General features: G+C 52.8%; 13 protein-coding genes, 3 tRNA genes, 4 rRNA genes and 10 pseudogenes. 18 read left to right on the top strand and 12 right to left on the bottom strand.

The window, feature by feature from the left end; genetic code table 11:
- Positions 1-494: 494 nt before the first annotated feature.
- Positions 495-1,620: pseudogene (locus SGP1_RS01320) on the bottom strand (IS256 family transposase).
- Positions 1,621-1,719: 99 nt separating this feature from the next.
- Between SGP1_RS01320 and SGP1_RS01315 the strand changes: the two are divergent.
- The 11 genes and pseudogenes from SGP1_RS01315 (at position 1,720) to SGP1_RS01275 (ending at position 7,243) form a co-directional block, all read left to right on the top strand.
- Positions 1,720-2,205, top strand: coding sequence for a fimbrial biogenesis chaperone (locus SGP1_RS01315; protein WP_041866518.1), 486 nt, complete (start codon positions 1,720-1,722; stop codon positions 2,203-2,205).
- Complete coding sequence (locus SGP1_RS35990) at positions 2,126-2,290, top strand: hypothetical protein (protein ID WP_148203329.1); 165 nt, start codon at positions 2,126-2,128, stop codon at positions 2,288-2,290. Before SGP1_RS01315 ends, SGP1_RS35990 begins: the two co-directional genes overlap by 80 nt.
- 323 nt (positions 2,291-2,613) lie before the next feature.
- Entirely contained in the window at positions 2,614-2,883 is a 270-nt protein-coding gene (locus tag SGP1_RS01310; protein ID WP_041866517.1) for a fimbrial protein, read from the top strand.
- Positions 2,884-3,090: 207 nt separating this feature from the next.
- Positions 3,091-3,390 (top strand): annotated as a pseudogene (locus SGP1_RS32360) (FimD/PapC N-terminal domain-containing protein); the annotation flags it as partial.
- A gap of 132 nt (positions 3,391-3,522) precedes the next feature.
- The gene (locus tag SGP1_RS01305) at positions 3,523-4,527 is read left to right on the top strand and encodes a fimbria/pilus outer membrane usher protein (RefSeq protein WP_243466242.1); all 1,005 of its coding nucleotides are present in this window, start codon (positions 3,523-3,525) and stop codon (positions 4,525-4,527) included.
- A 290-nt stretch (positions 4,528-4,817) separates the two neighbouring features.
- Positions 4,818-5,724: pseudogene (locus tag SGP1_RS01300) on the top strand (IS110 family transposase).
- Positions 5,700-5,993, top strand: a pseudogene (locus SGP1_RS35985) (fimbria/pilus outer membrane usher protein); the annotation flags it as partial. The pseudogenes SGP1_RS01300 and SGP1_RS35985, both read left to right, overlap by 25 nt.
- 80 nt (positions 5,994-6,073) lie before the next feature.
- On the top strand, positions 6,074-6,445 hold the full coding sequence (locus SGP1_RS01290) for a FimD/PapC C-terminal domain-containing protein (protein ID WP_041866514.1): 372 nt from the start codon (positions 6,074-6,076) through the stop codon (positions 6,443-6,445).
- Entirely contained in the window at positions 6,436-6,786 is a 351-nt protein-coding gene (locus SGP1_RS01285) for a hypothetical protein (protein WP_148203328.1), read from the top strand. The genes SGP1_RS01290 and SGP1_RS01285 overlap by 10 nt, the downstream gene beginning before the upstream one ends.
- 10 nt (positions 6,787-6,796) lie before the next feature.
- Complete coding sequence (locus SGP1_RS01280; RefSeq protein ID WP_041866512.1) at positions 6,797-6,985, top strand: hypothetical protein; 189 nt, start codon at positions 6,797-6,799, stop codon at positions 6,983-6,985.
- A gap of 54 nt (positions 6,986-7,039) precedes the next feature.
- A complete protein-coding gene (locus SGP1_RS01275) occupies positions 7,040-7,243 on the top strand; it encodes a hypothetical protein (protein WP_041866511.1) in 204 nt (67 codons plus the stop codon).
- A 313-nt stretch (positions 7,244-7,556) separates the two neighbouring features.
- On the opposite strand, the gene SGP1_RS01270 is transcribed toward SGP1_RS01275, so the two are convergent.
- From SGP1_RS01270 to cspE, 3 genes and pseudogenes are all read right to left on the bottom strand, one after another.
- Positions 7,557-7,871, bottom strand: a complete 315-nt coding sequence (locus SGP1_RS01270; RefSeq protein WP_041866510.1) for a hypothetical protein — start codon at positions 7,869-7,871, stop codon at positions 7,557-7,559.
- Between the two features lie 211 nt (positions 7,872-8,082).
- A pseudogene (locus tag SGP1_RS01265) lies at positions 8,083-9,716 on the bottom strand (ABC transporter substrate-binding protein).
- 493 nt (positions 9,717-10,209) lie between these two features.
- A complete protein-coding gene (gene cspE, locus SGP1_RS01260; protein WP_011410009.1) occupies positions 10,210-10,422 on the bottom strand; it encodes a transcription antiterminator/RNA stability regulator CspE in 213 nt (70 codons plus the stop codon).
- A gap of 32 nt (positions 10,423-10,454) precedes the next feature.
- Here cspE and SGP1_RS35980 point away from each other — a divergent pair, with 32 nt between their 5' ends.
- From SGP1_RS35980 to SGP1_RS35975, 6 genes and pseudogenes are all read left to right on the top strand, one after another.
- Positions 10,455-10,505, top strand: a complete 51-nt coding sequence (locus tag SGP1_RS35980; protein ID WP_158302473.1) for a PGF-CTERM sorting domain-containing protein — start codon at positions 10,455-10,457, stop codon at positions 10,503-10,505.
- 519 nt (positions 10,506-11,024) lie between these two features.
- Positions 11,025-11,921: pseudogene (locus tag SGP1_RS01255) on the top strand (amino acid ABC transporter substrate-binding protein).
- 50 nt (positions 11,922-11,971) lie between these two features.
- Positions 11,972-12,671 (top strand): annotated as a pseudogene (locus SGP1_RS01250) (ABC transporter permease subunit); the annotation flags it as partial.
- An 82-nt stretch (positions 12,672-12,753) separates the two neighbouring features.
- Positions 12,754-13,610, top strand: a pseudogene (locus tag SGP1_RS01245) (amino acid ABC transporter permease); the annotation flags it as partial.
- Positions 13,611-13,627: 17 nt separating this feature from the next.
- Positions 13,628-14,354: pseudogene (locus SGP1_RS01240) on the top strand (amino acid ABC transporter ATP-binding protein).
- 1,536 nt (positions 14,355-15,890) lie between these two features.
- On the top strand, positions 15,891-16,190 hold the full coding sequence (locus SGP1_RS35975; RefSeq protein ID WP_148203327.1) for a toxin glutamine deamidase domain-containing protein: 300 nt from the start codon (positions 15,891-15,893) through the stop codon (positions 16,188-16,190).
- A gap of 101 nt (positions 16,191-16,291) precedes the next feature.
- On the opposite strand, the pseudogene SGP1_RS01235 reads toward SGP1_RS35975, so the two are convergent.
- The 8 genes and pseudogenes from SGP1_RS01235 to SGP1_RS01200 form a co-directional block, all read right to left on the bottom strand.
- Positions 16,292-17,310: pseudogene (locus tag SGP1_RS01235) on the bottom strand (ROK family transcriptional regulator); the annotation flags it as partial.
- 400 nt (positions 17,311-17,710) lie between these two features.
- Positions 17,711-17,826: ribosomal RNA gene (gene rrf, locus SGP1_RS01230) — 5S ribosomal RNA — on the bottom strand.
- A 36-nt stretch (positions 17,827-17,862) separates the two neighbouring features.
- Positions 17,863-17,938 (bottom strand) — tRNA-Thr (locus SGP1_RS01225).
- A gap of 46 nt (positions 17,939-17,984) precedes the next feature.
- A 5S ribosomal RNA gene (rrf, locus tag SGP1_RS01220) occupies positions 17,985-18,100 on the bottom strand.
- A gap of 196 nt (positions 18,101-18,296) precedes the next feature.
- A 23S ribosomal RNA gene (locus SGP1_RS01215) occupies positions 18,297-21,301 on the bottom strand.
- A 247-nt stretch (positions 21,302-21,548) separates the two neighbouring features.
- Positions 21,549-21,624 (bottom strand) — tRNA-Ala (locus SGP1_RS01210).
- A 198-nt stretch (positions 21,625-21,822) separates the two neighbouring features.
- Positions 21,823-21,899: transfer RNA gene (locus SGP1_RS01205), tRNA-Ile, on the bottom strand.
- Between the two features lie 73 nt (positions 21,900-21,972).
- A 16S ribosomal RNA gene (locus SGP1_RS01200) occupies positions 21,973-23,514 on the bottom strand.
- The 16S, 23S and 5S rRNA genes sit together here with 3 tRNA genes alongside, the layout of an rRNA operon.
- Positions 23,515-24,064: 550 nt before the next feature.
- Between SGP1_RS01200 and purH the strand changes: the two genes are divergently transcribed.
- Positions 24,065-25,654, top strand: coding sequence for a bifunctional phosphoribosylaminoimidazolecarboxamide formyltransferase/IMP cyclohydrolase (purH, locus tag SGP1_RS01195; RefSeq protein WP_011410007.1), 1,590 nt, complete (start codon positions 24,065-24,067; stop codon positions 25,652-25,654).
- Positions 25,655-25,667: the final 13 nt, after the last annotated feature.

The raw sequence follows: 25,667 nt of genomic DNA, 5'->3' as shown, positions 1-25,667 counted from the left end.
TTATAACGCGTTTTTAACTGGTAAATCTGTTCAGCGGTGAACCAGACCTGGGCAATGGTTAAGAGAATCATCTATCTTATTAAGGTATATTAACAGATCACTTTATAAACGCAACAATCGATCAATAGTTTAACAACCAAAATAAACTTATGGCATCAACTCCTTTTTCCCTGATTGACAAGTAACATTCGTGTTGCATTTTTAACAAAAGAAGCCCATGCTAATCTTTTTCATTTAATATTGGTTTAGAAAGAAAGTTTAATAATACCAACCATAAATAGATGCACAGGAAAATGCATTTTCCGAGACGTACAGAGCAGTAATCCCGGAATAGTATGATGACCTGTGACTTTACTCTTACCCTCCGGCTTACCTCTTAATGCAGTCACTCCATCTAAAACGGTGAGGTATTATGTCTATCCTTTTTCGTCGACTTGGCGGCGTTATCCTGCCTGTCATGCTGTTGAGTTATTATCAAATCTGGTGTATGGCGATCAGGCTACGCTCTGCTCTGATGTTTCGTGAATCTGTTCTCCATCCTGAAATTGGACGTTGTTTACCACCAGGGTCAGCAGGTCAAATCCTCTTAGCCGGTTCCAGCTTTTCTGAGCAGACTGGAGCAGCTTAAATACCATTGACAGGGTGGTTTCTCTCGAACCACACTTCTTTGCGCGTCTGCTTCGTAGCCTCACAGTCGCAAAAGCCGATTCAATCGGCTTTGTCGTTCTTATTGATGCCCAGAGCTCTGACGGGAAGTCGTAGAATGCCAGCAGTTCTTCTCGATCTTTCTCCAGCTTCTTCATCGCTGCAGGATACTTCGCTGAAAACCTTGCCAACAAAACATCAAAAGCGTCATTAGCAGCATCGCGGCTTTCTGCTAGCCAGATCTCCCGAAGCTCAGCCTTAACTTTCGGTTGCATGGTTTTGGGGAGTGAAGCTAGCACATTAGACGTTTTGTGCACCCAACAGCGTTGGTGCTGCGTGTCCGGGAATATATTTGCATTGCATTCCAAAAACCAAGGGCACCGTCTCCCGTAGCCAGCTTGGGAGATACGGTTAGGCCACCTGCTTGCAGGCCATTGAGAAGTTCGGCCCAGTTTGCTTCTGATTCTCGATAACCCTCTTCGACCGCAACCAGCTCCTGACGTCCATGCTCAGTGACGCCTGATAATGACCAGTAGGCAAAGGCGATCATCTTGCCTGACATGGCTGTATATGCCATCAGCCCAGAAATAAACGTAGCGCGTATCGCTTAAATCACGCAGGCACCATTGCCTGTGCACTTCAAGCCATTGCTGTTTCAGTCTGCTGATGGTACTCGCGGAGAGGCCATGGGCTTTTTCACCGAGTAGCGCCCCCAGGGCTTCATGAAAATCACCGGTGGATATGCCTCGCAGATACAGCCATGGCAGCAACGCTTCGACGCTTTTTGCTCGCTTCAGATAAGGCGGCAGCAACGCGCTGTTGAACGCTGTGGCAAATAACCGTTACGGACGACGGCATGACGCCCATCGTCAAGACGGCGGCCATCAGTTGTCTGGCACCATGACGGATGAGTTCATGCAAGGGATCACTGGTAATATCTGGTTCTGCGGAGACCTGTAGGGTAGACTTTTTCATGGCGTATCATCTCTCTGTTGTTGAAATCATCCACGAAATCAATCAGCAGCATACGCCACCCTCTCCGAAACCTCATACACCAGAAATGAGCATAACTCCATGCTGTTAGCCGCGCCCTTATTTTCAGCCAGGGCCGCATTAATCCTGGATGGCACGCGGTTGATATTCCCTGCCAGTGAGCAGTCTGCCTCTATCATGGTAGAGAACCCTACCGACAATGATTTCTTAATGCAAAGCTGGTTGGAAAACAGCAGCGGACAAGCTCAGGAAAAACTGTTGGTTGAGCCGCCGGTTGCGCAAATTAAAGCGCATCATAAAGTCACGCTGCGAGTAAATATAGTGGATCCGCAGATCCGGCAGGGAAACAGCGAAAAACTCTTTTGGCTCAACGTGAAAGAAATTCCCAAAGTAGACGCTAACGAGGAGAGTTCCGATTTATTGCTGGCCATGCAAACACGCATCAAAGTTTTCTTCCGCCCACAGGGTGTTAGTGCGGAAAGAGGCGATGGCAGACGGACAACGTTCTTTGAATATCGATATGGTCGCGCCTTTTTCCAGCTCGGCAATCACCCAAAAAAATCCTAGCGCCTCCAAGGTACGAAACGTGGTTTATGACACCCTGATGGATTTTGGCGATAACAGTGACAAGATTTCATCGGCAGTGCGATGAAATCATTAAAAAGAAGGTAAATTACGATGAAAAAATTAACTGCTCTGACAGTTGCGATGATGATGGCAGGCGGCATGTCCTCCGCATTAGCGAGTACCCACCCGTACCGATGCGAGCGATGCCGGCGCAATGCACACCGCCACCACCGTTCATTTTAGCGGGCTAGTGCAACCGGCGACCTGCTCGTTTAAAGGTAAATCAATGAAAGTCCAGCTTCCGACAGTCAACGTGAGCGACTTTACAGGCTTGTCCGAAGGCGTTACCCCCAGTACTTCCAGCTGCATGTAAACTGCCTGCAGCAAATAGAAGCTAGTCAGCTCAAAATGACCGTAAACAGTAAAGACGCCGATGAGGCACACAATGTGCTGCGTAATTCCTTTGGCACGGCAAAAGGGATAGGTCTGCAAATTAACCGTAATAACAGTCCCGTCGCGTTAGGAAAATATATGCCGCTTAATCTTGCCGGCCAGCCGTTCAATCAAGGCGATAATACGCTCGAATTTACCGCTAACTATGTCCGTGAGGACATGTCTGAAGACGTCAAGGCAGGCCGTCTGGCCACCGATGCCGTTTTTGAAATTGCCTACAAATAATCTGCTTGCGGGTAGCGCCCCCAATAGGGGGCGCATTCAACCATAGGGATGGTGGCATGTGACCGGTTGAACATTGGCGGCTCTTCCTTATGAAAAAATTCTTCTCTTGATTTCTCTTATAAGCTGTATGGATGGACACATGCAGAAGAAAAATATGCGACCGACCTTATCGAAAATGTCGGTGGAGTCGCAATTAAGGATGTATCGGTGTTTGATAACGGCAATGATGTTTTACCGGGCACCTATTCACTCACCGTCGTCATTAATGACCATCAAATCGATGGCCAGCGTATTATCTTTAAGAAAACGAGCAATGATAAATTTGAGGCGGTATTCTCCTGCGATACTCTGAAAAATTGGGGCATCGCGATTGAGTAATGCCAGGCTGGCGAAGTACCGTTAACGGCTTATATTAGTCAGGCGCAAGCTGACGTCGATCTCGGCGATAACACATTGACCGTAACCGTACCGCAAAAATATCAGCTGGAAAGCGGCACAAATGATGTCGCCAACGAACAGGAGTGGCAAAACGGCATTAATGCGGCGTTCAGCAGCTATAACATCAATACCGACAGCGCTCGTCAGAATGGCGCCGGGCGACGTAATACCCTCTATGGCAATTTCACCAACGGCATCAATATGAGGGGTTTCCGCGTGAGAAATAATGGTTTCCTCAGCGTCACAGACGGCAACAAAACCCGCTACGTGAGCAGCAAGAATTATCTCGAACATCATATCGATACGCTGCGCAGTACCCTGATCCTGGGAGACTTCTTTACCACCGGAAAAGTTTTTGCCGCGCAAAATCTGCGCGGTGCGGCTTTGGCCACCAATAATGCCATGCTGTCCAACCGGGAGCTGGTATATACGCCGGTGATAACCGGCGTGGCGCGCAGCAACGCGACTATCGTTATCAAACAAAACGACTTCATCATCGCTACACGTAAAGTGCCGCCCGGGCCTTTTGCGCTAAAGGATATCCCTGACTCATCCAGCGCCGGCGATATGGATATCACGATTATAGAAGCCAACGGCGACAGCCGCCATTTCAGCCAATCCTATAATGCGGTAGATGTGCTGGTACCCGCACATATCCTGCATTATAGCCTGTATGCGGGCCGCAACCGCAGCCTGATGGATGCCCCGCCATTGGCGGAGGCCGACGGGCTGTACGGCCTGTCCAATACCGTAACGCTCATCAGCGGCGTGCAATACGCAAACGATTATCATAACCTTGCCGCCGGCATGGTGGCGAATGTGCCCCGACTGGGCGGTCTTTATGGTGTGGTCAATAGCAGCGCCAGCGAAACCGCAGCGCACGGCCACCAGCAGGGCAGCCTGTTGACTACCGGGCTCAGCCATAGTTTTACCGCTACGGGTAGCTATCTGTATCTCACGGCGGAGCATCGCTTCGCCAAGGGGTACCAGAAATATGAGGATGCCTTATCCAATCAGGCCTATGAACACTATCGGACGCGCTATGCCCTACAGCTCAGCCAGCCGGTGGAAGAGGTCAGCCTGACGGTTAATATGGCAGAGTCTTTTGGTTTTCAGGGCGACAAAAGCCACTCGCTGGGGGGCAGCCTCAGCTTCACTCTGAGCCGCCTGACGGTCATCACCCAGCCTGACCCATCAATCCGGTAGCCAGAAAGAGAACCTTCTGTCCTTGAACATGTCGCTACCGTTGGGCAACGAGGCGCGTCATTATCTGAATTATAACCAGACGCGCACTCAGGGGGGCCACAGCGACGATCGTCCTTGTATCTTGAAATTTAATTAGCATGGTGACGAATAGATTTGGCAAGGTGTATGTAGTCTGATTCATCCCAGGGTTTATAGCCCGTAGAGAAGCTAATGACGCCTATACTGAGCCACTCATCTGAAACCCGAACAGTTGTCCGTACTCCATAACGTATTTGCAAGGATGGGTAATAATGAGTCTGCCAAATCCACTTTTTGTGGGAATTGATGTTTCTAAAGCGACACTGGACATTGCTGCCAGCAGTGATATTGCTCAGTTTACGGTCAGTAATGACTCTGACGGACGGTTTTGATGCTATTACTGATGAACTGAGAAAGTATCCGGTGGTGTTGGTTCTGATAGAGGCCACTGGTGGACTTGAAGCTGCCGTGGCCTGCTCGTTTCAGACTGAAGGCTTTGACGTCGCGGTGGTCAATCCCAGACAGGCTCGTGACTTTGCCCGCACTATGGGCTATCTGGCAAAAACGGACCATATTAATGCACGGGTGCTTGCACAAATGGCGGAGGTCACTAATCGACATCCAGGGCGGGAACGCTTTATCCGTGCCATGCTGGATGCGGAGCGTCAGGTTCTTGCTGCGATGGTAGTGCGCCGACGCCAGCTAACAGCGATGTTGATTGCTGAGCGTAACCGTCTTTATCCCGTTCATCCACAGAGCAGGAAAAGTATCAATATCATCATCAAAGAGCTGGCTGCCAGACTGAGCAGTATTAAAGGGGTTGGTACGATGACGGTTGCAGCGTTGCTGGCGGAGGTTTCCGACCTGGGTAGCCTCTCGAGACGAGCCATCAGCGCGCTTGTAGGCGTTGCTCCCATAAACCGGGACTCGGGTACCATGCGGGGCCGGCGAACCATCTTTGGCGGAAGGGGCGGAGTCCGAACAGCGCTTTATATCGCCGCACTTGTCGCAACCCGCTTTAATCCGGTGATAAAAGCATTTTATACGCGGCTGCTTGCAGCGGGAAAAGCCAAAAAAGTCGCTCTGGTTGCCTGTATGCATAAACTTCTGACTATCCTGAACGCGATGCTCAGAAAGAACGAAGAGTGGGATGAATCGTACCATCACGTTTCTCTATAATTTTATCGTTCAAGACAGTTGCTTCTCTCAGCGGTAGCTTTCTGGAAGACGATAATCTGAGCTATGATATTGGCGCATCGACCTCGGCCGGCTATCGTCAAAACGACAGCTCCTTACGCTATAACGCCGGCAAAGGCACGATAAGTTCCTCCTGGAGCCAGGATCGGGACAGCAATGCTCTCTCGCTGGGGCTCGAAGGATCGGTCATTGCCCATCACCATGGCATCACCCTTGGCCAGCCACTGACGCAAAGTACCGCTCTGGTGCATACCGACCACGTCTTCGGTTTGCCCATCGCCAACAACACCGCAATAGCCACCGATCATTTTGCAACGCCATCGTCATCGGTTTGTCGCCCTATCGTTATAACGAAACATCCCTTAACACCGACAAGCTCAAAAAACAGGTGGAAGTGGAGCAATATCTATCAAAACGCGCCGCGGCAGAGGGCGCCATTATCGAAGTGGACTTTGCCGCACACAAGCGTGCCGTGCACTATGCCCACATCCGTACTCCTGAAGGCGCAGCGTTACCGTTCGGCGCCGTGGTGTACGATGCCGGCGACCGCAACGTCGGTATTGTCTCTGCCGGCGGTCTTACCGCGCTTAATATGCAAGATAGCCGTTGGCCATTTCATGTACGCAGCGAAGGAATGACCTGCCAAACGGATTTGCAGGGCGCCAAGCCACAAAGCCAGATTGGGGAGTTAACATGCCAATAATGATCCGGGTGATCCCATTTCTCATCGTCCTCTTCGCGGCGCCATTGCAGGCAGCGGGCGTGCTGACGCAGTCGCTGCCGGCCATCACGTTGAATCTTCCGGTGGATGAGCAGGAGGACGCGCTGCTTAAAACCGTGGCACTGCCCGCCAGCACTGCCGGGAAGTTAACAGCGACGCGGCTTTCTCTCATGGCGGCGGGCACACCGTGGGATGCCGGCAGAGGCATTTATCAGACCCCCGTTGCAGGTTTGGGCTTGAGCCTTTGCAACCGGGCCGGCGATCGCTGCCTGACACAGAACACGCCCTGGATCCCTGGCGACGCTCCTTCTGCGCCTGTATAAAATCGGTAAGTTGCAAGGCAGACACTATAGCCTGCCGGCGCTGACGCTGTTGGCGGCCTCCCAACCGGTGCTGAGGATCACGCCGCCGAAGGTGACCTTGACCACGTCATTGTGCCGTATCACCGCTAAACGCATCGAGGTGAAATTCCCCCAGGTCGTCATGACGCCGACGCACAATCCGCGCCGCTGCCCGCGGTGAATTTCACCCTTCCCGTGACCTGCCCTCACGCTGAGGATTGAGGATTATCGCAACGTGTTAATTCAATTCCGCTATGCCGGACGCTTAATCGATGACAAGATGCTCCAGACCCAGCTCAGTGATATCGGCATTCAGGTGGAGAATGATGATGATCAACCCATCACCTTTAATAGCAATAACCCTCTCCCCTCGGCTTCCTTTGTTTTATCGGGCCCGACTGGTCCGCACGGCGGGACCGGCGCAATATGGCAAATTTAACGTGAATGCGACCGCGTTAATGACCTTTCGCTAAACCTGCTAAGACCGGGCGGCGCCTGCTACCCAGCTAACGACTAACCGCCTAACGACTACGGCTACAGCTACAGCTACAGCTACAGCTACAGCTACAGCGAAATGAGCAGCGACGAGACCACGAAAACCACAAGGGCGACAACCGGCGCCAGGCTACACGCGTGAGGGCATATCCAGGGTATAGTCCGCCAGAGCGGCCCGAGTTTGACGGCGGTATTGCAGCGCGGCAGGTCAGTGCCAGTACCGGCAGCAAAAGCTCCAGAAACTCTTCCTGCGACGTTTATAGCGCCACCAGCCACAGCGGCGCGTGCCAGCCCAGCATCTCTTTGAATTCTCCCAACGAGCGGTCGAGAATATTAATGATAAAAATCAAGGCCACAAAGGTGGTGATGGCATAGCTTTTATGCGCCATGATATCGCGCAGCAGCGGCCGGGAATAGCGTATCAGCAAATACAGGCAGGCAATGGCAATCGGCGCCAATGATAACAGCGCATAAAGCTTATCCAGCTCCGGAAGCGGTCCGGTCCAAAAACGCAATTTGAGCATGCTCACGTGATCGATGTATTTATGTAAATCGGCCTCGCGCGCCACCATCGCCAGTAGCGCAATCCAGACCGCAAGCCGAGTGGATCAGCGAACGCCTCTCAACGGCAACACCAGCAGAGAAATAACATGGATTCCTGGTAAAAAGAGCAGCAATTATTACCGCTCAAGATCCTGAACTTTTGACATTGGATGCCTATTACATCATTCAGCATGTTAATTCGCGCTGCCCGGGGCAACAGCGGGCAGCGCCTGGAGCCGTTCAGTGCTTCATTACGTATAAATCCTTGGTGTAGAAATAGCCGAGCGCAGATTCATGAAAGCCGCCAATCCACGGTTTCACCAGTTTGCTCGAGACATAATAATAGACAGGGATAGCGGGTAACTGCTACGCCAGTATGTCTTCCGCCTGCTGATAGAATTGCCCCGCTTCCGCCGGCGTGGCCGCGGATGCCGCATGAATCGCCCGGTCATAATCGGCATTAACGAATTTGGTGGTATTTTCACTTCTGTTGCTTAAAAAATTATTCAAAAAGGTGGACGGCTCATCATAGTCGGCGATCCAGGCATAACGTACCAAGTTAAAATTGCCGGTATGCATGGTATCCAGCATGGTTTTCCATTCCTGATTTTGCAGCGTGGCTACCACGCCCAGATTTTTTTTCCACATTGAACTGGCGGCAATGGCTATGCGCTGGTGAGATTCCGAGGTGTTATACAGCAGAGAAAACGCCAAAGGATGCTGCGCATCGAAGCCCGCCTCCTTCAGTAGAGCTTTCGCTTTGTCATTGCGTTTTCCCTGACTCTAGCCCGCGTAGTCCGGTATTTTCAAATTATAACCGCCGGCGGCATAGTGGCTGAGCGTCCAGGCGGGCGTCTGACCTTGCCCCAATACCTTTTCGGCGATTACGCTTTTATCCAGCCCTAAATTAAGCGCCAGCCACACCCGCGGATCGTTGAATGACGCTTTCTAAATATTGAATTCGTAGTAATACACCGCCAGCTTCGGCGCGCATGAACTTCCGGGCCTAGCTCCTTTTTCAGCGATTTAAACAGCGTTTCGGGGACGGTGTAGATCACATCTATTTCCCCGGCGCGGTAGCGGTTCACATCGGCGGTACCGGAGGCCACCGGTAGGTAAGTTACCTTGTTGACAACCGTATGTGCATCGTCCCAATAGCGACTATTTCTGACGGCAACAACCTTTTCATTGACTACCCATTGTTCGAGTTTATAGTCGCCACTACTGACAATATTGGCCGGCTGGGTCCATTTATCGCCAAATTGCTCGACGTCTTTCTTATTAATGGGCACCAGGGCGGGATGGGCCAGCATTTGCAGGAAATAGGAGATAGGCTGATCCAACGACACTTCCACCGTCTGATCGTCCAGGGCTTTAATACCCAATTCATCCGGTTTTTTCTTACCGTCGATAATAGCCTGCGCATTGAGCACATGCATATTGCTCAAATAGCTTTCATAGGGTGAAGCCGTAGCCGGGCTGACCAGACGGCGCCAGCTGTAGACCACATCCTGCGCGGTGATCGGATCACCGTTCGACCAACTGAGTCCCAGTCGTAAATGGAAGACCCAGCGGGTATTGTTATCATTTTCCCAGCGTTCGGCGAGACGCGGGCGGATTTTTCCGTCATTATCGACGCTGACCAATCCTTCAAAAATATCGCTGATAATATTAAATTCAACGTCGCTTTCCACTTTGTGCGGATCAAGGGACGCCGGTTCGCTGCCGTTATTACGTACCACCTCTTGCTTGGCCGCCAGCGGCGTACCTGCCGGAACCGTTGCCGCCTGTGTCAGCAAAGGGGACACAGACAGGGCGCTTAACATAAGCGCCAGTAGCGGTTTCTTGCCCACTTTAAAAGGAAATAACACCATCCTGCCATTCTCCCGTTATTGTAATGAACGTTCACCCTCACATTACTTATCGCGTTAATTAACTATGCGCAAACACTTTTCGTCGTTGTCCCCTGTAGAGGGAAAGGGCCTTGGCGACCTATCAGGTCGGCGGATGCCGATATGACGGCTAATGCTGGCGATGAGGTTGCAGTTACAGTTGAGACTGAGGCTTGGGCTGAGGTGGCGGCTGGTGCTAAGTTGAAGGCTGGGGCTGGCACAGTTAAGCCTTAAATATAGGGCTTCGGCTAAAACTGCCGCTATCATGACGACGCAACCGGGTGCAGCAGACGGCGGACAGGCAAAGTGCGGCTGGAAGGATAACCTATAAAATTCTGTACCGCGTTTAGCCCTACCAAGGCCAATAAAAAAGCCCTGGCCGAGGCCAGGGCTTTTTCTGCGTCTTAAAGGCATGTCTTTCAGCATTTGCCGAGACGGTGGGCTTCACCCCCGCCAACAGCCCTTGGCGCGTGTCTTACAGGGCAACCACGTTAGCAGCAGACGGGCCTTTCTGACCCTGCTCAATGGTGAACTCTACGCGCTGACCTTCGTCCAGGGTTTTAAAATCGTTGCTCTGGATGGCGGAAAAATGTACAAACACATCTTTGCTGCCGTCAGCCGGAGTGATGAAACCAAAACCTTTACCCGCGTCAAACCATTTTACTAAACCAGTTACTTTATTAGACATTTGTACTTCCTTCATTAAGTTGAAAACCGCCTTTGGCGATAGCGGGTCTGCTTGCCAGCATGTACTTATGGGCACGTATTTAAGAAGGAAATTCGTCGAAGAAGTGATAGTGGATTATCGCTTTTTGCTGAACAACTTTACTAAAATGGCTTACATAAATAGGTCTGTACCACAAACCGATGGGCTATTAACGCATACTCCCGTCACAGGCGCAAGCGTTATTATGAAGAAAAAGGTTATAACCCGAGGGAATAACCCGCCACTACGGCGCGCCTTAGGCGCCGACGGCCGTTTGCGCAGGTTCGCTTGCCGGTGTGCAGTCATAATGTCGACGGGTTAACGTTATTCCACATAGCGGAACTCGATGCATCCAAATAGTGCGCCTCATGCCATTCAATCCGGCCATTGCCCCTCGATAGTGCAGAGCCCCCCTTTCCGCCTTCGATAGAGTGTTAATGAAGTGTAACTTTACCCTTCAATCAACTCTCTGCCGATTTGGCATCACCTTTGCTATGAGGTTACAGGCGCCATGCCTTTTTAAGGAAGGATGTGTCCGCACACATCAAAAATCGACTGCTTTATTCTGCCTCACAGAACGAATTATGAAAAAAATGATGATTTCCATATTGGTTGCCGCCACCACACTCTTTGCAGTAGCGAATCAGGCTCACGCAGGGGCCACCTTGGACGCGGTCAAAAAAGAAAGGTTTTATTCAGTGCGGTATCAGCGATGGCTTACCGGGGTTCTCGTACGCTGATGCCAGCGGGAAATTTACCGGACTGGATGTGGATGTTTGCCGTGCCGTTGCCGCGACCGTGTTTGGCAATGCAAGTAAAGTGAAGTACACCCCGCTGACCGCCAAAGAGCGCTACAGTCGGGTGAAGTCGATATTCTGTCGCGCAATACGACCTGGACCTCCTCTCGTGACGGCAACATGGGCTTTGTTTTCGCCGGTGTAAACTATTACGACGGCATTGGCTTCCTGACCCATAACAAAGCCGGCCTGAAGAGCGCCAAAGACCTGGACGGCGCTACCGTCTGCCTGCAATCCGGTACCGACACCGAATTGAACGTGGCCGACTTTTTCCGCGCCAATAAAATGCAATATACTCCGGTCACCTTCGATCGCGCCGATGAAAGCGCCAAGGCGCTGGAGTCCGGCCGCTGCGATACGCTGGCAACCGACCAGTCCGGTCTGTACGCGCTGCGGATCAAGTTAAGCAAACCCGATGACTGGGTGGTGTTGCCGGAAGTAATCTCCAAAGAGCCGCTGGGACCGGTAGTGCACCGCGGCGGCGGCGATTGGTTCACTATCGTGAAATGGTCGCTGTACGCCATGCTTAACGCTGAGGAAATGGAAATTACCTCGCAAAACGTTGTCAAGCAGGTCGGCAACTACGGCGAATCATTTGAACGCAACGTGGGCCAGGGCAGCGATCTGAAAATCAAGCGTGGTTTGAACGCCTTATGGAATCACGGCGGCATCCGGATCGCATAACAATCGATCTGCTAGGGGGGCGTAGTCACAAGTTCTGATTTATTCAACAAAGCCCCCTATATATCGAAATTTTCCGCAACATCCCGCCGCTGCTGCAAATCTTCTTTTGGTACTTCGCCGTCCTGCGCAACCTGCCAGGCCTCCGTCAGGCGGTGAACGCTTTCGATCTCGCCTTTCTCAGTAACCGCGGATTGTATTTGCCCGCCCCCGACGCCGGACCGGGCGCATGGGCGACGGTTCTCGCTCTGCTGGTCGCCGTGGCTGCCTCAGTAGCGCTGGTTCGCCGGTCCCGCGATAGCCTGGGATGTGCCGCAGCTGCGCGGCTTCAACTTTCGCGGCGGTATGGCGCTGATTCCGGAACTGGCGGCGCTGACGGTTTATACCTCGGCGTTTATTGCCGAGGTGATCCACTCCGGCATTCAATCGGTACCGTACGGCCAGCACGAGGCGGCGCGCTCGCTCGGACTGCCGAACCCGATGACGTTAAACAAAGTGATTCTGCCACAGGCAATGCGGGTGATCGTCTCTCCCCTGACCAGCCAATATCTCAATATCGTTAAGAACTCATAGCTGGTGGCCGCCATTGGCTATCCCGATATGGTGTCGTTGTTCGCCGGTTCCGTACTCAACCAGACCGGCCAGGCCATTGAAACCATTGCCATCACCATGGCGGTCTATCTGGTCATCAGCCTGGCCATTTCGCTGCTGATGAATATTTATAATAAGCGCAAAGCGCTGATGGAACGTTGAGAGGTGCCGATGACTATGACTTTATCTCCCCCAAGACCCCATCGCGCCGGCCGCGCGCAGTCAACTGGTCCTGGCGACGCTTTTGATCGAGTGGGCGTTTATCAAAGCCAATTGGGTGGGGACCTCGCGCCTGGATTGCACCCGCGACGGCGCCTGCTGGGTGTTTATCCACGCGCACTTTGGCCAGTTCATGTACGGGCTGTACCCCCTGGATCAACGTTAGCGTATCAACGTCACTCTGGCAGTGTGCCTAATCTTGCTGCTGCCGATGTTTTGGCACCACATGCCGCACCGCGGCCGCTATATCCTCTGTTGGGCGATCGCGTTTCCCGTGTTCATCTGGATCATGCTGTACGGCGGTTTCTTCGGCCTCAGCCGCGTGGAAACCCGCCTTTGGGGTGGCCTGACCCTGACCTTGATCATCGCCGCCGTAGGCATCGCCGGCGCGGTGTCCCGCTGATTACCGTGCTCTTCATGTCTTCGGTGATGCTGCTGCTTTTCCTGTCTGAAGACACCCAAATTGATAAACTCTTGCGCGCGCTGGTAGGCGTTATCATGTTCCAATCGGCCTATGTGGCGGAGGTGGTGCGCGGCGTGCTGCAAGCATTACCTAAAGGCCAAACCGAGGCGGCGGAATCCCTGGCGCTCGGTTATTGGAAAACCCAGGGCCTTATCATCCTGCCGCAGGCGCTGAAAATGGTCATACCCGGGTTGGTTAACACCATTATCGCGCTGTTCAAAGACACGAGCCTTGTGGTCATCATCGGCTTATTCGATTTGTTTAGCAGCGTGCAGCAGGCGACGGTAGATCCCTCCTAGCTGGGCATGTCCACCGAAGGTTATGTCTTTGCCACGCTCGTTTATTGGCTTTTCTGTTTCAGCATGTCCCGCTATAGCCAGCATCTGGAAAAGCGTTTCCATACCGGACACCAGCATTGAGGTTTTTTATGAACATGATGAAAATTAACGCCGCCCCGGCGGACAACCTGATGATCACAATGGAAAATGTCAATAAATGGTATGGACAGTTCCATGTATTAAAAGATATCAATCTACAGGTGAAAGCCGGCGAACGCATCGTTTTATGCGGACCATCCGGATCGGGTAAATCCACCACGATCCGCTGTATTAACCATCTTGAAGAACATCAACAGGGCAACATTGTGGTCGATGCACCCTGCTCAATGACGATCTGCGCAATATTGAGCGCGTCCGCACCGAAGTCGGCATGGTGTTCCAGCACTTCAATCTGTTTCCGCATCTGACTGTCATGCAAAACTGCATTTTAGCCCCAACGTGGGTACGCAAGATGCCAAAAAAAGAGGCCGAGGCGCTGGCGATGCACTATCTAGAACGGGTGCGTATTGCCGAGCATGCGCAAAAGTTTCCCGGCCAATTATCGAGCGGCCAACAGCAACGTGTGGCCATCGCCCGTTCCCTGTGCATGCCTCCGCGCTGGATCCCGAAATGGTCAAAGAAGTGCTGGATACCATGATCGGCCTGGCGGGAGACGGGATGACCATGTTGTGTGTAACCCATGAAATGGGTTTCGCCCGTACCGTGGCCGATCGAGTAATCTTCATGGATCGCGGCGAAATTGTTGAACAGGCACCGCCGGAGACGTTTTTCGCCCAGCCGAAATCGGCGCAAACCTGCGCTTTTCTTTCTCAGGTCATTCACTGATTTTTCCCAGAGGATGCTCGCCCGCCTCTTTCTTTCAATGCACACGGCAAATGACAGGATCACGCTTATGCCTGCCGGCAGCGCGTCGATAATATCCTCAGCGCTCGGCCCCCTCTGTTTTTTTGACAATACGCTAGGAAAATATCCCGGCGCGTTTGTTTCAGTGCAACGCGGGTAAACCGCTACACACCCTAGCGACAGACATCCTGCCGCCAGTAACTATCTTGCGACCGCTTCGCTACTTTTACTCTTGCTGCGATTTACAGGCTTTTGGCCGCTATACTCTCGCTACCCTCTACGCTGCCTGACGGCGTGCAATGGCTCTGATACCGCTCAGGCGACGTGCATGCATGCAATATCAAGAATGGACCTGATATGCGCCAGCGACTGCGGGATTACAATAGGTATCAACCAAAATGAAAATAGCAATGATAGCGGCTATTCACCTAAGATAACGTTATCTCCCGCGGCAAACTTTGTTGCCGGGAAAGGAAATAATAGTGACAATTAAGCAGAAAGATTTAACTGCATCGGAATACTTCATACTCCGCTGTCACTATTCATATCCGCACTTATGATGTAACTTTATAATAACACGCATTATCATAAATCATTATAGTGTGAAGGGATGTTCCTGAAGGCGAATTTATATTGCACCTAATTAATGATCACTCTATTTCCCTGCAATTAAATATATAAGGAACTTTCCATTATCGTTACTTACAATCTCCATAAAGCGAGACTTCAACCCATTCTGCCTGATATGGTACAAAGCACTCCTCATGATACATCGACCGCTTCAATGTCATCCAATATACAAGAGGCGGTCCACCCTGTGCCCTCTTTCGTCTCATTGGAATATTTTCAGAAAAATATTTCCCCTATTTCGTTAAACAATATTGATGCGATGAGTATAGGCGGCATCACATATTCTCTTATGGGGGAGGGAGCTGAAAATTTTTTTCCACTGGCCCCAGTATGCATCCCAGTGCAGGCTTTCCCGGTGAGCAGATTCATGATGTCATTCGCACACTGAATGACTTGTTACATCAGAAACGGTCCACCCCGGACAGTGCCGTGCTACTACCAGCTACAGTCGACCAGGACACACCCTCGCCAAGTTTGCCCTCAGAAGTAATTGATGAGGAATTTGCTTTCATAACCGCCTCCGCTGAGGAAGATAACATCCCAGGCCCGGCAGAATATCGGACGCTTCTTGTCATGGAAGACCGCCATCCTCCCACCTATTCTTCCGCAGCGGGTCAACGAGAAGCTTATCAGGACGAATTTGAGTCGCTATTTGCGCGGGCCTCTTCTGAAAGAAGTGAACCGCCACGGTGCTAGCCCCTTATGGCAGCGGCCGTTAGCCTGGGTATGTGGGTTGTTTGGGTTTCACGGCGTAGGGCAAACCAATTGCCTCTCCTGTGCCACAACGGTAGCAGACACGCTGAAAAAAGGCCAACTGCATTGCGCTGACCCCACCCTGCGCGGGGCAGCCCTAGTCAATTTTTAACCCTCAACAATGCCGAGGGTGGGATGTTTGATTCCATTGCAGCGATGTTGGACAGCGCTAATGCTCAACCGCAGTGCAATGCGGTGCTTTGCGTAAAGCGTCCGTGCAGCTTTTGGCGCAGATTATTCTCTCCCACCGATGGTCACGCCTGTAATGTAGTAAAAGTCGACCAGATGCTCTTTCTCGTTGATGCGCAGAAGAGACGTTGCCGGACACTTTCACCTACGGACGATCGCGCCATCCAGCTCCGGCAAATAGCGCATTTTCTTGGACCTATCGCCTCTGGTGCGGGTTGCCTGCAATGGTTTGATGTCGGATTCTAAACGTTTCCCGGCGCCTTATCCGAGTCCTACGACGCGGTGTTCGGTTGGTCTGCATGCTGTACCAACACATCCACTCGCCTATGAGCATAGGACTTTTGGTAAAGTCGCGTCACGATTTCCGCCAGCAACGGCTGTGGCATTAAACCGCCAATAATTACCGCCTCAGGATCGAATACGCATTCAAGTATATTGATCGCTGGGCGCGCCGCCGGCAGCATTGAGGTTACCCAGCGGTCAAAATCCGCCGCCGACGCCTTGAGTAGATCTTCCGGCAACGCGGTTAGCGGATCCAGACCACAGGCTTCCCAGGCCGTCTGCAGTGACAGATAACGCTCCAGACAACCGCGATTGCCGCAGTAGCATTGCCGCCCGGTCGTACCACCATATGCCCTACTTCACCGGCATTTTGAGCGTGACCGCCATAAACTTGACCGTCGGTGAATATTCCTGCTCCGAGACCCGTGCCCAAGTAGAGATAAACGAACGAGTCCAGCCGCTTCGCCACGCCGTGAAAACGCTCGCCGATAGCGGCCACCGTGGCGTCGTTCTCCAGCGTCACCGGCCAGCCAGTTGCGGCGGAAAGCCGCCCGACAACATCCACATGCTCCCAACCATGTAGCGTGGTGGGACCTTCGGATGAAAGCCCTTCAACGCCAAACAGGCCGGGCATCATGATCCCGATACCCAGCATTTTGCGACAATCAATCGCTGCCTGTTGCTTCATGTCGAGCAGTTGTTGGGTAATAATCGCAATTGTGGCGCCTGGCTGTGGCTTTTGCATCAAAGTGAAGAGCCTTGCGCGCACCGCGCCAGAAAAATCGACCAATATTATCAATAAATTTTGATGATCAAGATGAATGCCGATTGAATAGGCGCTATCGGGATTTAACGTTACCGGAATCGCCGGCTGCCCGCGGGCGCCATCGCGCCGGGGCCGATGCGCGGAAAGAATACCCACCTGTCGCAAATCGCCGACGATATTGGAAACTGTTTGCGGCGTCAGCGCCGTTAAACGCGCCAGCTCCGCCCGGGTCAATTCACCGTTCAAACGGATAGCCTCAATAATCACCCGTCTATTGTGAGCTTTGGCGTGTTCGAGATTCGTGCCTGAGGTTCTCATAATCCTTTTCCACCCGTCATCCAGGCCGCAGTATGCGAGGAGAAAATAGGTCAATCAAATTGATTTATAATGCGTATAAAGTCTGCTCAATTTGTTTACTATTCTGGAATAAACTAAGCCGATCGGCGGATAAAAAAAATGATTAGGCAGAAATTAAAAATTCAGTTTATTTAATAAAGTAGCCCCATGCTTTCCGTCGACGTGCTCGCAAGCGAGCTTACCAGTAACCGTGTCAATTAAGAAAACGGTTTTATTAACAGGCTGTATGAATAATGACGCTGGCGGGCTTATCAAAGGGGTGAAATAAAGCGGAATATAAGTGATGAGTTAGATACAACAGGCGGTAAAACTCTTGGCAAGAAAAAAGCCCTCTGCACTAGCAGAGGGCTTCTGAATGGATGCCTGGCAGTTCCCTACTCTCGCATGGGGAGACCCCACACTACCATCGGCGCTACGGCATTTCACTTCTGAGTTCGGCATGGGGTCAGGTGGGACCACCACGCTCGTGCCGCCAGGCAAATTCTTTTAACCGAACTCGTACCGTTTTATGACTGGTGCTGATACCCAGAGTCGAACTGGGGACCTCACCCTTACCAAGGGTGCGCTCTACCAACTGAGCCATATCAGCGTGCTTCTTGTCGTCACCCCGGGCTACCCGTTAGGACGTAATGGATGCCTGGCAGTTCCCTACTCTCGCATGGGGAGACCCCACACTACCATCGGCGCTACGGCGTTTCACTTCTGAGTTCGGCATGGGGTCAGGTGGGACCACCGCGCTCGTGCCGCCAGGCAAATTCGTTTTCCGCACCGCTTTCACCATGCAGACTGCTCTTGCTGCCCAACCCTCACTTGCGTGACCATCGGGCGTTATCCGGAACATCGCTGATATCGTCTTTCTGGCGCTCGCGTTCATGTCGCTTGCGCTTTGCCGCTAACGTTCGTTACAGCTCTGGCTTTCGCCCTCTCTCAAACAGCTCAGGTGTTGTAAGGTTAAGTCTCACGGGTCATTAGTATCGGTTAGCTCAACACCTCGCAGCGCTTACACACCCGACCTATCAACGTCATCGTCTTTAACGTCCCTTTAGGAGGCTCAAGGCCTCAGGGAAGACTCATCTCGAGGCAAGTTTCCCGCTTAGATGCTTTCAGCGGTTATCTCTTCCGCACGTAGCTACCGGGCAATGCCATTGGCATGACAACCCGAACACCAGTGGTGCGTCCACTCCGGTCCTCTCGTACTAGGAGCAGCCCCTCTCAATCTTCCAGCGCCCACGGCAGATAGGGACCGAACTGTCTCACGACGTTCTAAACCCAGCTCGCGTACCACTTTAAATGGCGAACAGCCATACCCTTGGGACCTACTTCAGCCCCAGGATGTGATGAGCCGACATCGAGGTGCCAAACACCGCCGTCGATATGAACTCTTGGGCGGTATCAGCCTGTTATCCCCGGAGTACCTTTTATCCGTTGAGCGATGGCCCTTCCATGCAGAACCACCGGATCACTAAGACCTGCTTTCGCACCTGCTCGAGCCGTCACTCTCGCAGTCAAGCTAGCTTATGCCTTTGCACTAACCTCACGATGTCCGACCGTGATTAGCTAACCTTCGTGCTCCTCCGTTACGCTTTGGGAGGAGACCGCCCCAGTCAAACTACCCACCAGACACTGTCCTCGGCCCGGATGACGGGCCTGAGTGAGAACATCAAACATTAAAGGGTGGTATTTCAAGGTTGGCTCCATGCAGACTGGCGTCCACACTTCAAAGCCTCCCACCTATCCTACACATCAAGGCTCAATGTTCAGTGTCAAGCTATAGTAAAGGTTCACGGGGTCTTTCCGTCTTGCCGCGGGTACACCGCATCTTCACGGCGAGTTCAATTTCACTGAGTCTCGGGTGGAGACAGCCTGACCATCATTACGCCATTCGTGCAGGTCGGAACTTACCCGACAAGGAATTTCGCTACCTTAGGACCGTTATAGTTACGGCCGCCGTTTACCGGGGCTTCGATCAAGAGCTTCTCCTTACGGATAACCCCATCAATTAACCTTCCGGCACCGGGCAGGCGTCACACCGTATACGTCCACTTTCGTGTTTGCACAGTGCTGTGTTTTTAATAAACAGTTGCAGCCAGCTGGTATCTGCGACTGGCTTCAGCTCGGGGCGCAAGGCCCTCCACCTACATGCCAGCGTGCCTTCTCCCGAAGTTACGGCACCATTTTGCCTAGTTCCTTCACCCGAGTTCTCTCAAGCGCCTGGGTATCCTCTACCTGACCACCTGTGTCGGTTTGGGGTACGATTCGATGTGACCTGGAGCTTAGAGGCTTTTCCTGGAAGCGTAGCATCAATTCCTTCACTACCGTGGTAGCTCGTCATCACGCCTCAGTGTTATGAAAGAGCGGATTTGCCTGCTCTTTCCACCTGCACGCTTGAACCGGGACAACCGTCGCCCGGCAAACCTAGCTTTCTCCGTCCCCCCTTCGCAGTCACACCTAGTACAGGAATATTAACCTGTTTCCCATCGACTACGCCTTTCGGCCTCGCCTTAGGGGTCGACTCACCCTGCTCCGATTAACGTTGAACAGGAACCCTTGGTCTTCCGGCGAGCGGGCTTTTCACCCACTTTATCGTTACTTATGTCAGCATTCGCACTTCTGATACCTCCAGCAGCCCTCACAGGCCACCTTCACAGGCTTACAGAACGCTCCCCTACCCAACGGACGTATCCTTAAAACGCCTTGCCCTTGTCCGGCTGTTGCCGACTTAACGGGAATGTGGCTTGCACGCGCCCGCTCATCGTCGCGTGGAGCGTTTTAAGTGATACGTCCGCTGCCGCAGCTTCGGTGCATGGTTTAGCCCCGTTACATCTTCCGCGCAGGCCGACTCGACCAGTGAGCTATTACGCTTTCTTTAAATGATGGCTGCTTCTAAGCCAACATCCTGGCTGTCTGGGCCTTCCCACATCGTTTCCCACTTAACCATGACTTTGGGACCTTAGCTGGCGGTCTGGGTTGTTTCCCTCTTCACGACGGACGTTAGCACCCGCCGTGTGTCTCCCGTGATAACATTCTACGGTATTCGCAGTTTGCATCGGGTTGGTAATCCGGGATGGACCCCTAGCCGAAACAGTGCTCTACCCCCGTAGATGACTTCACGAGGCGCTACCTAAATAGCTTTCGGGGAGAACCAGCTATCTCCCGGTTTGATTGGCCTTTCACCCCCAGCCACAAGTCATCCGCTAATTTTTCAACATTAGTCGGTTCGGTCCTCCAGTTAGTGTTACCCAACCTTCAACCTGCCCATGGCTAGATCACCGGGTTTCGGGTCTATACCCTGCAACTAGACGCCCAGTTAAGACTCGGTTTCCCTACGGCTCCCCTATACGGTTAACCTTGCTACAGAATATAAGTCGCTGACCCATTATACAAAAGGTACGCAGTCACACCCCGAAGGATGCTTCCACTGCTTGTACGTACACGGTTTCAGGTTCTATTTCACTCCCCTCGCCGGGGTTCTTTTCGCCTTTCCCTCACGGTACTGGTTCACTATCGGTCAGTCAGGAGTATTTAGCCTTGGAGGATGGTCCCCCCATCTTCAGACAGGATATCACGTGTCCCGCCCTACTCATCGAGCTCACAACAAGCGCACCTTCGGATACGGGGCTATCACCCTCTGTCGCCGGACTTTCCAGACCGTTCTCCTGATGCGCAAGCTGATGATGGCTCTGGGCTGTTCCCCGTTCGCTCGCCGCTACTGGGGGAATCTCGGTTGATTTCTTTTCCTCAAGGTACTGAGATGTTTCAGTTCCCCTGGTTCGCTTCGTCAAGCTATGGATTCACCTGACAATGATGCAACGAGTTGCACCGGGTTTCCCCATTCGGACATCGCCGGCTGATAACGCTTCATATCAGCTCACCGGCGCTTTTCGCAGATTAGCACGTCCTTCATCGCCTCTGACTGCCTAGGCATCCACCGTGTACGCTTAGTCACTTAACCTCACAACCCTGAGCTGTCTGCGCGCTACAGTGATAACGCTTGCGCGTTACCTCAGGTTTGCTTACTTCGTTTGAGAGACTCGCATACTGAGTTTGCACTTCAGCATGTGTTTCAAATTTTCAGCTTGTTCCGGATTGTTAAAGAGCGGTATTTCGCAGCGCGCTTGATAAACGCGCTCTGAAATAACACTACAGCAAAAAAAACCTTCTCATACCCACAAATGACCAAACCCGACTCCACAGCGAAATGGTGGAGCTAAGCGGGATCGAACCGCTGACCTCCTGCGTGCAAAGCAGGCGCTCTCCCAGCTGAGCTATAGCCCCAAGTCGTTTACCTTGCATATGCCGTCGCTCACCCGCGACGATACCGTTTACCTGCCGGTAAACCCGATACCGCACCGCGACGTTACAGTACGACAGCCAGTCTCGCCTTCTTCGCCCCCCTGACGCACAGCCTCTCATGCCGCCTGTCGGCAACATGCTGCCCTCCTCATCACGGGAACCCACGGAAATAAGCAGAACTGGTAGGCCTGAGTGGACTTGAACCACCGACCTCACCCTTATCAGGGGTGCGCTCTAACCACCTGAGCTACAAGCCTATAGCAGGTTTTTCTTGCTCGTGACAATTATCAGACAATCTGTGTGGACACGTCACTCAACGTATCGCTTAGGTAAGGAGGTGATCCAACCGCAGGTTCCCCTACGGTTACCTTGTTACGACTTCACCCCAGTCATGAATCACAAAGTGGTAAGCGCCCTCCCGAAGGTTAAGCTACCTACTTCTTTTGCAACCCACTCCCATGGTGTGACGGGCGGTGTGTACAAGGCCCAGGAACGTATTCACCGTGGCATTCTGATCCACGATTACTAGCGATTCCGACTTCATGGAGTCGAGTTGCAGACTCCAATCCGGACTACGACGCACTTTGTGAGGTCCGCTGACTCTCGCGAGATCGCTTCTCTTTGTATGCGCCATTGTAGCACGTGTGTAGCCCTACTCGTAAGGGCCATGATGACTTGACGTCATCCCCACCTTCCTCCGGTTTATCACCGGCAGTCTCCTTTGAGTTCCCGACCAAATCGCTGGCAACAAAGGATAAGGGTTGCGCTCGTTGCGGGACTTAACCCAACATTTCACAACACGAGCTGACGACAGCCATGCAGCACCTGTCTCAGAGCTCCCGAAGGCACCAAGGCATCTCTGCCAAGTTCTCTGGATGTCAAGAGTAGGTAAGGTTCTTCGCGTTGCATCGAATTAAACCACATGCTCCACCGCTTGTGCGGGCCCCCGTCAATTCATTTGAGTTTTAACCTTGCGGCCGTACTCCCCAGGCGGTCGATTTAACGCGTTAGCTCCGAAAGCCACAGCTCAAGGCCACAACCTTCAAATCGACATCGTTTACAGCGTGGACTACCAGGGTATCTAATCCTGTTTGCTCCCCACGCTTTCGTACCTGAGCGTCAGTCTTCGTCCAGGGGGCCGCCTTCGCCACCGGTATTCCTCCAGATCTCTACGCATTTCACCGCTACACCTGGAATTCTACCCCCCTCTACGAGACTCTAGCCTGCCAGTTTCAAATGCAGTTCCCAGGTTAAGCCCGGGGATTTCACATCTGACTTAACAGACCGCCTGCGTACGCTTTACGCCCAGTAATTCCGATTAACGCTTGCACCCTCCGTATTACCGCGGCTGCTGGCACGGAGTTAGCCGGTGCTTCTTCTGCAGGTAACGTCAATCGATAGCGCTGTTAACGCTAACGCCTTCTTCCCCGCTGAAAGTGCTTTACAACCCGAAGGCCTTCTTCACACACGCGGCATGGCTGCATCAGGGTTTCCCCCATTGTGCAATATTCCCCACTGCTGCCTCCCGTAGGAGTCTGGACCGTGTCTCAGTTCCAGTGTGGCTGGTCATCCTCTCAGACCAGCTAGGGATCGTCGCCTAGGTGAGCCATTACCCCACCTACTAGCTAATCCCATCTGGGTTCATCCGATGGTGTGAGGCCCGAAGGTCCCCCACTTTAGTCTTGCGACGTTATGCGGTATTAGCTACCGTTTCCAGTAGTTATCCCCCTCCATCGGGCAGATCCCCAGACATTACTCACCCGTCCGCCGCTCGCCGGCAAAGAAGCAAGCTTCTTTCCGCTGCCGCTCGACTTGCATGTGTTAGGCCTGCCGCCAGCGTTCAATCTGAGCCATGATCAAACTCTTCAATTAAAAGCTTGATGCTCAAAGAATCAAAACTGGTATTCATATGAATATTTGTTGTTCACTCTTCAAGACTTGATATTTCGGTATGTCGATATCGTCTTGTGAGTGCCCACACAGATTGTCTGATAAATTGTTAAAGAGCAGTGCCGGCTGTTTTCTCGACCCGCACGGGTGGCGCATATTACGCCTTCCTCATTCAGTGTCAAGCAGTTTCGCCTGTTTCTGAACCCTTCCGTTCACCGTGATGATGTTCACATGACCGGTCGATGGAGGCGCATTATAGGGGGTTCCGGCTCCGTGGCAACCGCTATTTTCATCAATTTCGCCTGCTTGCTGCTTTCCACAGCAAATACCGGCTTATACCTGCTTTTACACAAATTTATCCACAACCCAGGGCGCAGAGACAAAATTTGGCGAGCATCGCGCAATCGTTTTCGCTACAATTCAGGCAACTTTTTCCCGTCCGGGTCGAGTGACCGCGCGGGCGAAATGCCATTTCGGCATTGCCAATCAATACAAGTAACATCATTGCTATTCATATCAAGGGTCATTTGCCATGCAACCACCACGTCCTGTCCGTCGCGCGCTGCTCAGCGTTTCCGATAAAACCGGTATTTTGGCGTTCGCCCGGTCGCTGTCCGAGCGAGGCGTTGAGCTGCTTTCCACCGGCGGCACCGCCCGCCTGCTGGCCGAAGCGGGTCTACCGGTCACCGAAGTGTCCGACTATACGGGCTTTCCCGAAATGATGGACGGGCGGGTTAAAACGCTGCATCCCAAAGTGCATGGCGGGATCCTGGGCCGGCGCGATATCGATGACGCCATTATGCGCGAGCATGACATTGCCCCAATCGACATGGTGGTCGTCAACCTGTACCCCTTTGCAGCCACAGTGGCGCGCGCGGAGTGTACCCGTGAAGAGGCGGTGGAAAATATCGATATCGGTGGCCCGACAATGGTGCGCTCCGCCGCCAAGAACCATAAAGATGTCGCCATTGTGGTCAATAGCGCCAACTATCCCGCGGTTGTGGCGGAAATGGATCAGCACAGCGGCTCGCTCACCCTGGAGACCCGTTTCGACCTCGCTATCAAGGCGTTTGAACACACCGCTGCCTATGACAGTATGATTGCCAACTATTTCGGCAGCCAGGTGCCGGCCTATCACGGCGATGCAAAGCAACCTTCCGGCCGCTTCCCGCGCACCCTCAATCTTAACTTTATCAAGAAACAGGATATGCGCTACGGCGAGAACAGCCACCAGATGGCGGCGTTTTATACCGATCCCGAGACGCCGGAAGCGTCGGTGGCCACCGCGCAGCAGCTACAGGGGAAGGCGCTTTCCTATAATAATATCGCCGATACCGATGCGGCGCTCGAATGCGTAAAAACCTTTACCGAGGCGGCTTGCGTTATTGTCAAGCATGCCAACCCGTGCGGCGTGGCTACCAGCGATACCCTGTTGGCGGCCTATAATCGCGCCTACCAGACCGATCCGACGTCTGCGTTTGGCGGGATTATTGCTTTCAACCGGCCGCTGGACGCCGATACTGCCAAAGCGATTGTGAGTCGCCAATTTGTTGAGGTTATCATCGCACCTGCGGTCGACGACGACGCTCTGGGCGTGCTGGCCGGCAAGCAGAACGTGCGGGTACTGGCCTGCGGCAATTTGCAGCAGCCGTCGCCGGGATTGGATTTCAAACGGGTTAACGGCGGCCTGCTGGTGCAGGAGCGCGACGTCGGCATGGTGGACCTGCAGGATTTGAGTGTGGTCACCGAGCGCCAGCCGACAGAAGAGGAAATGCGCGATGCGCTTTTCTGCTGGAAAGTGGCCAAGTTCGTGAAATCCAACGCCATCGTTTATGCCCGCTACCAGCGCACCATCGGTATCGGCGCCGGGCAAATGAGCCGCGTTTATTCGGCAAAAATCGCCGGCATCAAGGCGGCGGACGAAGGTCTGGACGTCAAGGGATCGGCGATGGCCTCAGACGCTTTCTTCCCCTTCCGCGACGGTATTGATGCCGCGGCGGCGGTGGGCGTGCGTTGCGTCATTCAGCCAGGCGGATCGATTCACGATAATGAAATCATCGCCGCCGCCAATGAGCATGGCATTGCCATGATCTTCACCCATATGCGTCATTTCCGCCATTAAGCCCAGGAGTTAG

Origin of the sequence: Sodalis glossinidius str. 'morsitans', assembly GCF_000010085.1 — a bacterium.
GTDB lineage: Bacteria > Pseudomonadota > Gammaproteobacteria > Enterobacterales > Enterobacteriaceae > Sodalis > Sodalis glossinidius.
This window is presented reverse-complemented; position numbering and strand designations above follow the sequence as displayed.

Bases quoted from the DNA above. Each gene is read 5' to 3' on its own strand.
- SGP1_RS01310 (WP_041866517.1), top strand. From the start codon at position 2,614: ATGACCGTAAACAGTAAAGACGCCGATGAGGCACACAATGTGCTGCGT.
- SGP1_RS01270 (WP_041866510.1), bottom strand. From the start codon at position 7,871: ATGGTGGCGCGCGAGGCCGATTTACATAAATACATCGATCACGTGAGC.
- SGP1_RS01285 (WP_148203328.1), top strand. From the start codon at position 6,436: ATGCCAATAATGATCCGGGTGATCCCATTTCTCATCGTCCTCTTCGCG.
- SGP1_RS35975 (WP_148203327.1), top strand. From the start codon at position 15,891: ATGTTTGATTCCATTGCAGCGATGTTGGACAGCGCTAATGCTCAACCG.
- purH (WP_011410007.1), top strand. From the start codon at position 24,065: ATGCAACCACCACGTCCTGTCCGTCGCGCGCTGCTCAGCGTTTCCGAT.
- cspE (WP_011410009.1), bottom strand. From the start codon at position 10,422: ATGTCTAATAAAGTAACTGGTTTAGTAAAATGGTTTGACGCGGGTAAA.
- SGP1_RS01315 (WP_041866518.1), top strand. From the start codon at position 1,720: ATGCTGTTAGCCGCGCCCTTATTTTCAGCCAGGGCCGCATTAATCCTG.
- SGP1_RS01305 (WP_243466242.1), top strand. From the start codon at position 3,523: ATGAGGGGTTTCCGCGTGAGAAATAATGGTTTCCTCAGCGTCACAGAC.
- SGP1_RS35990 (WP_148203329.1), top strand. From the start codon at position 2,126: ATGGCAGACGGACAACGTTCTTTGAATATCGATATGGTCGCGCCTTTT.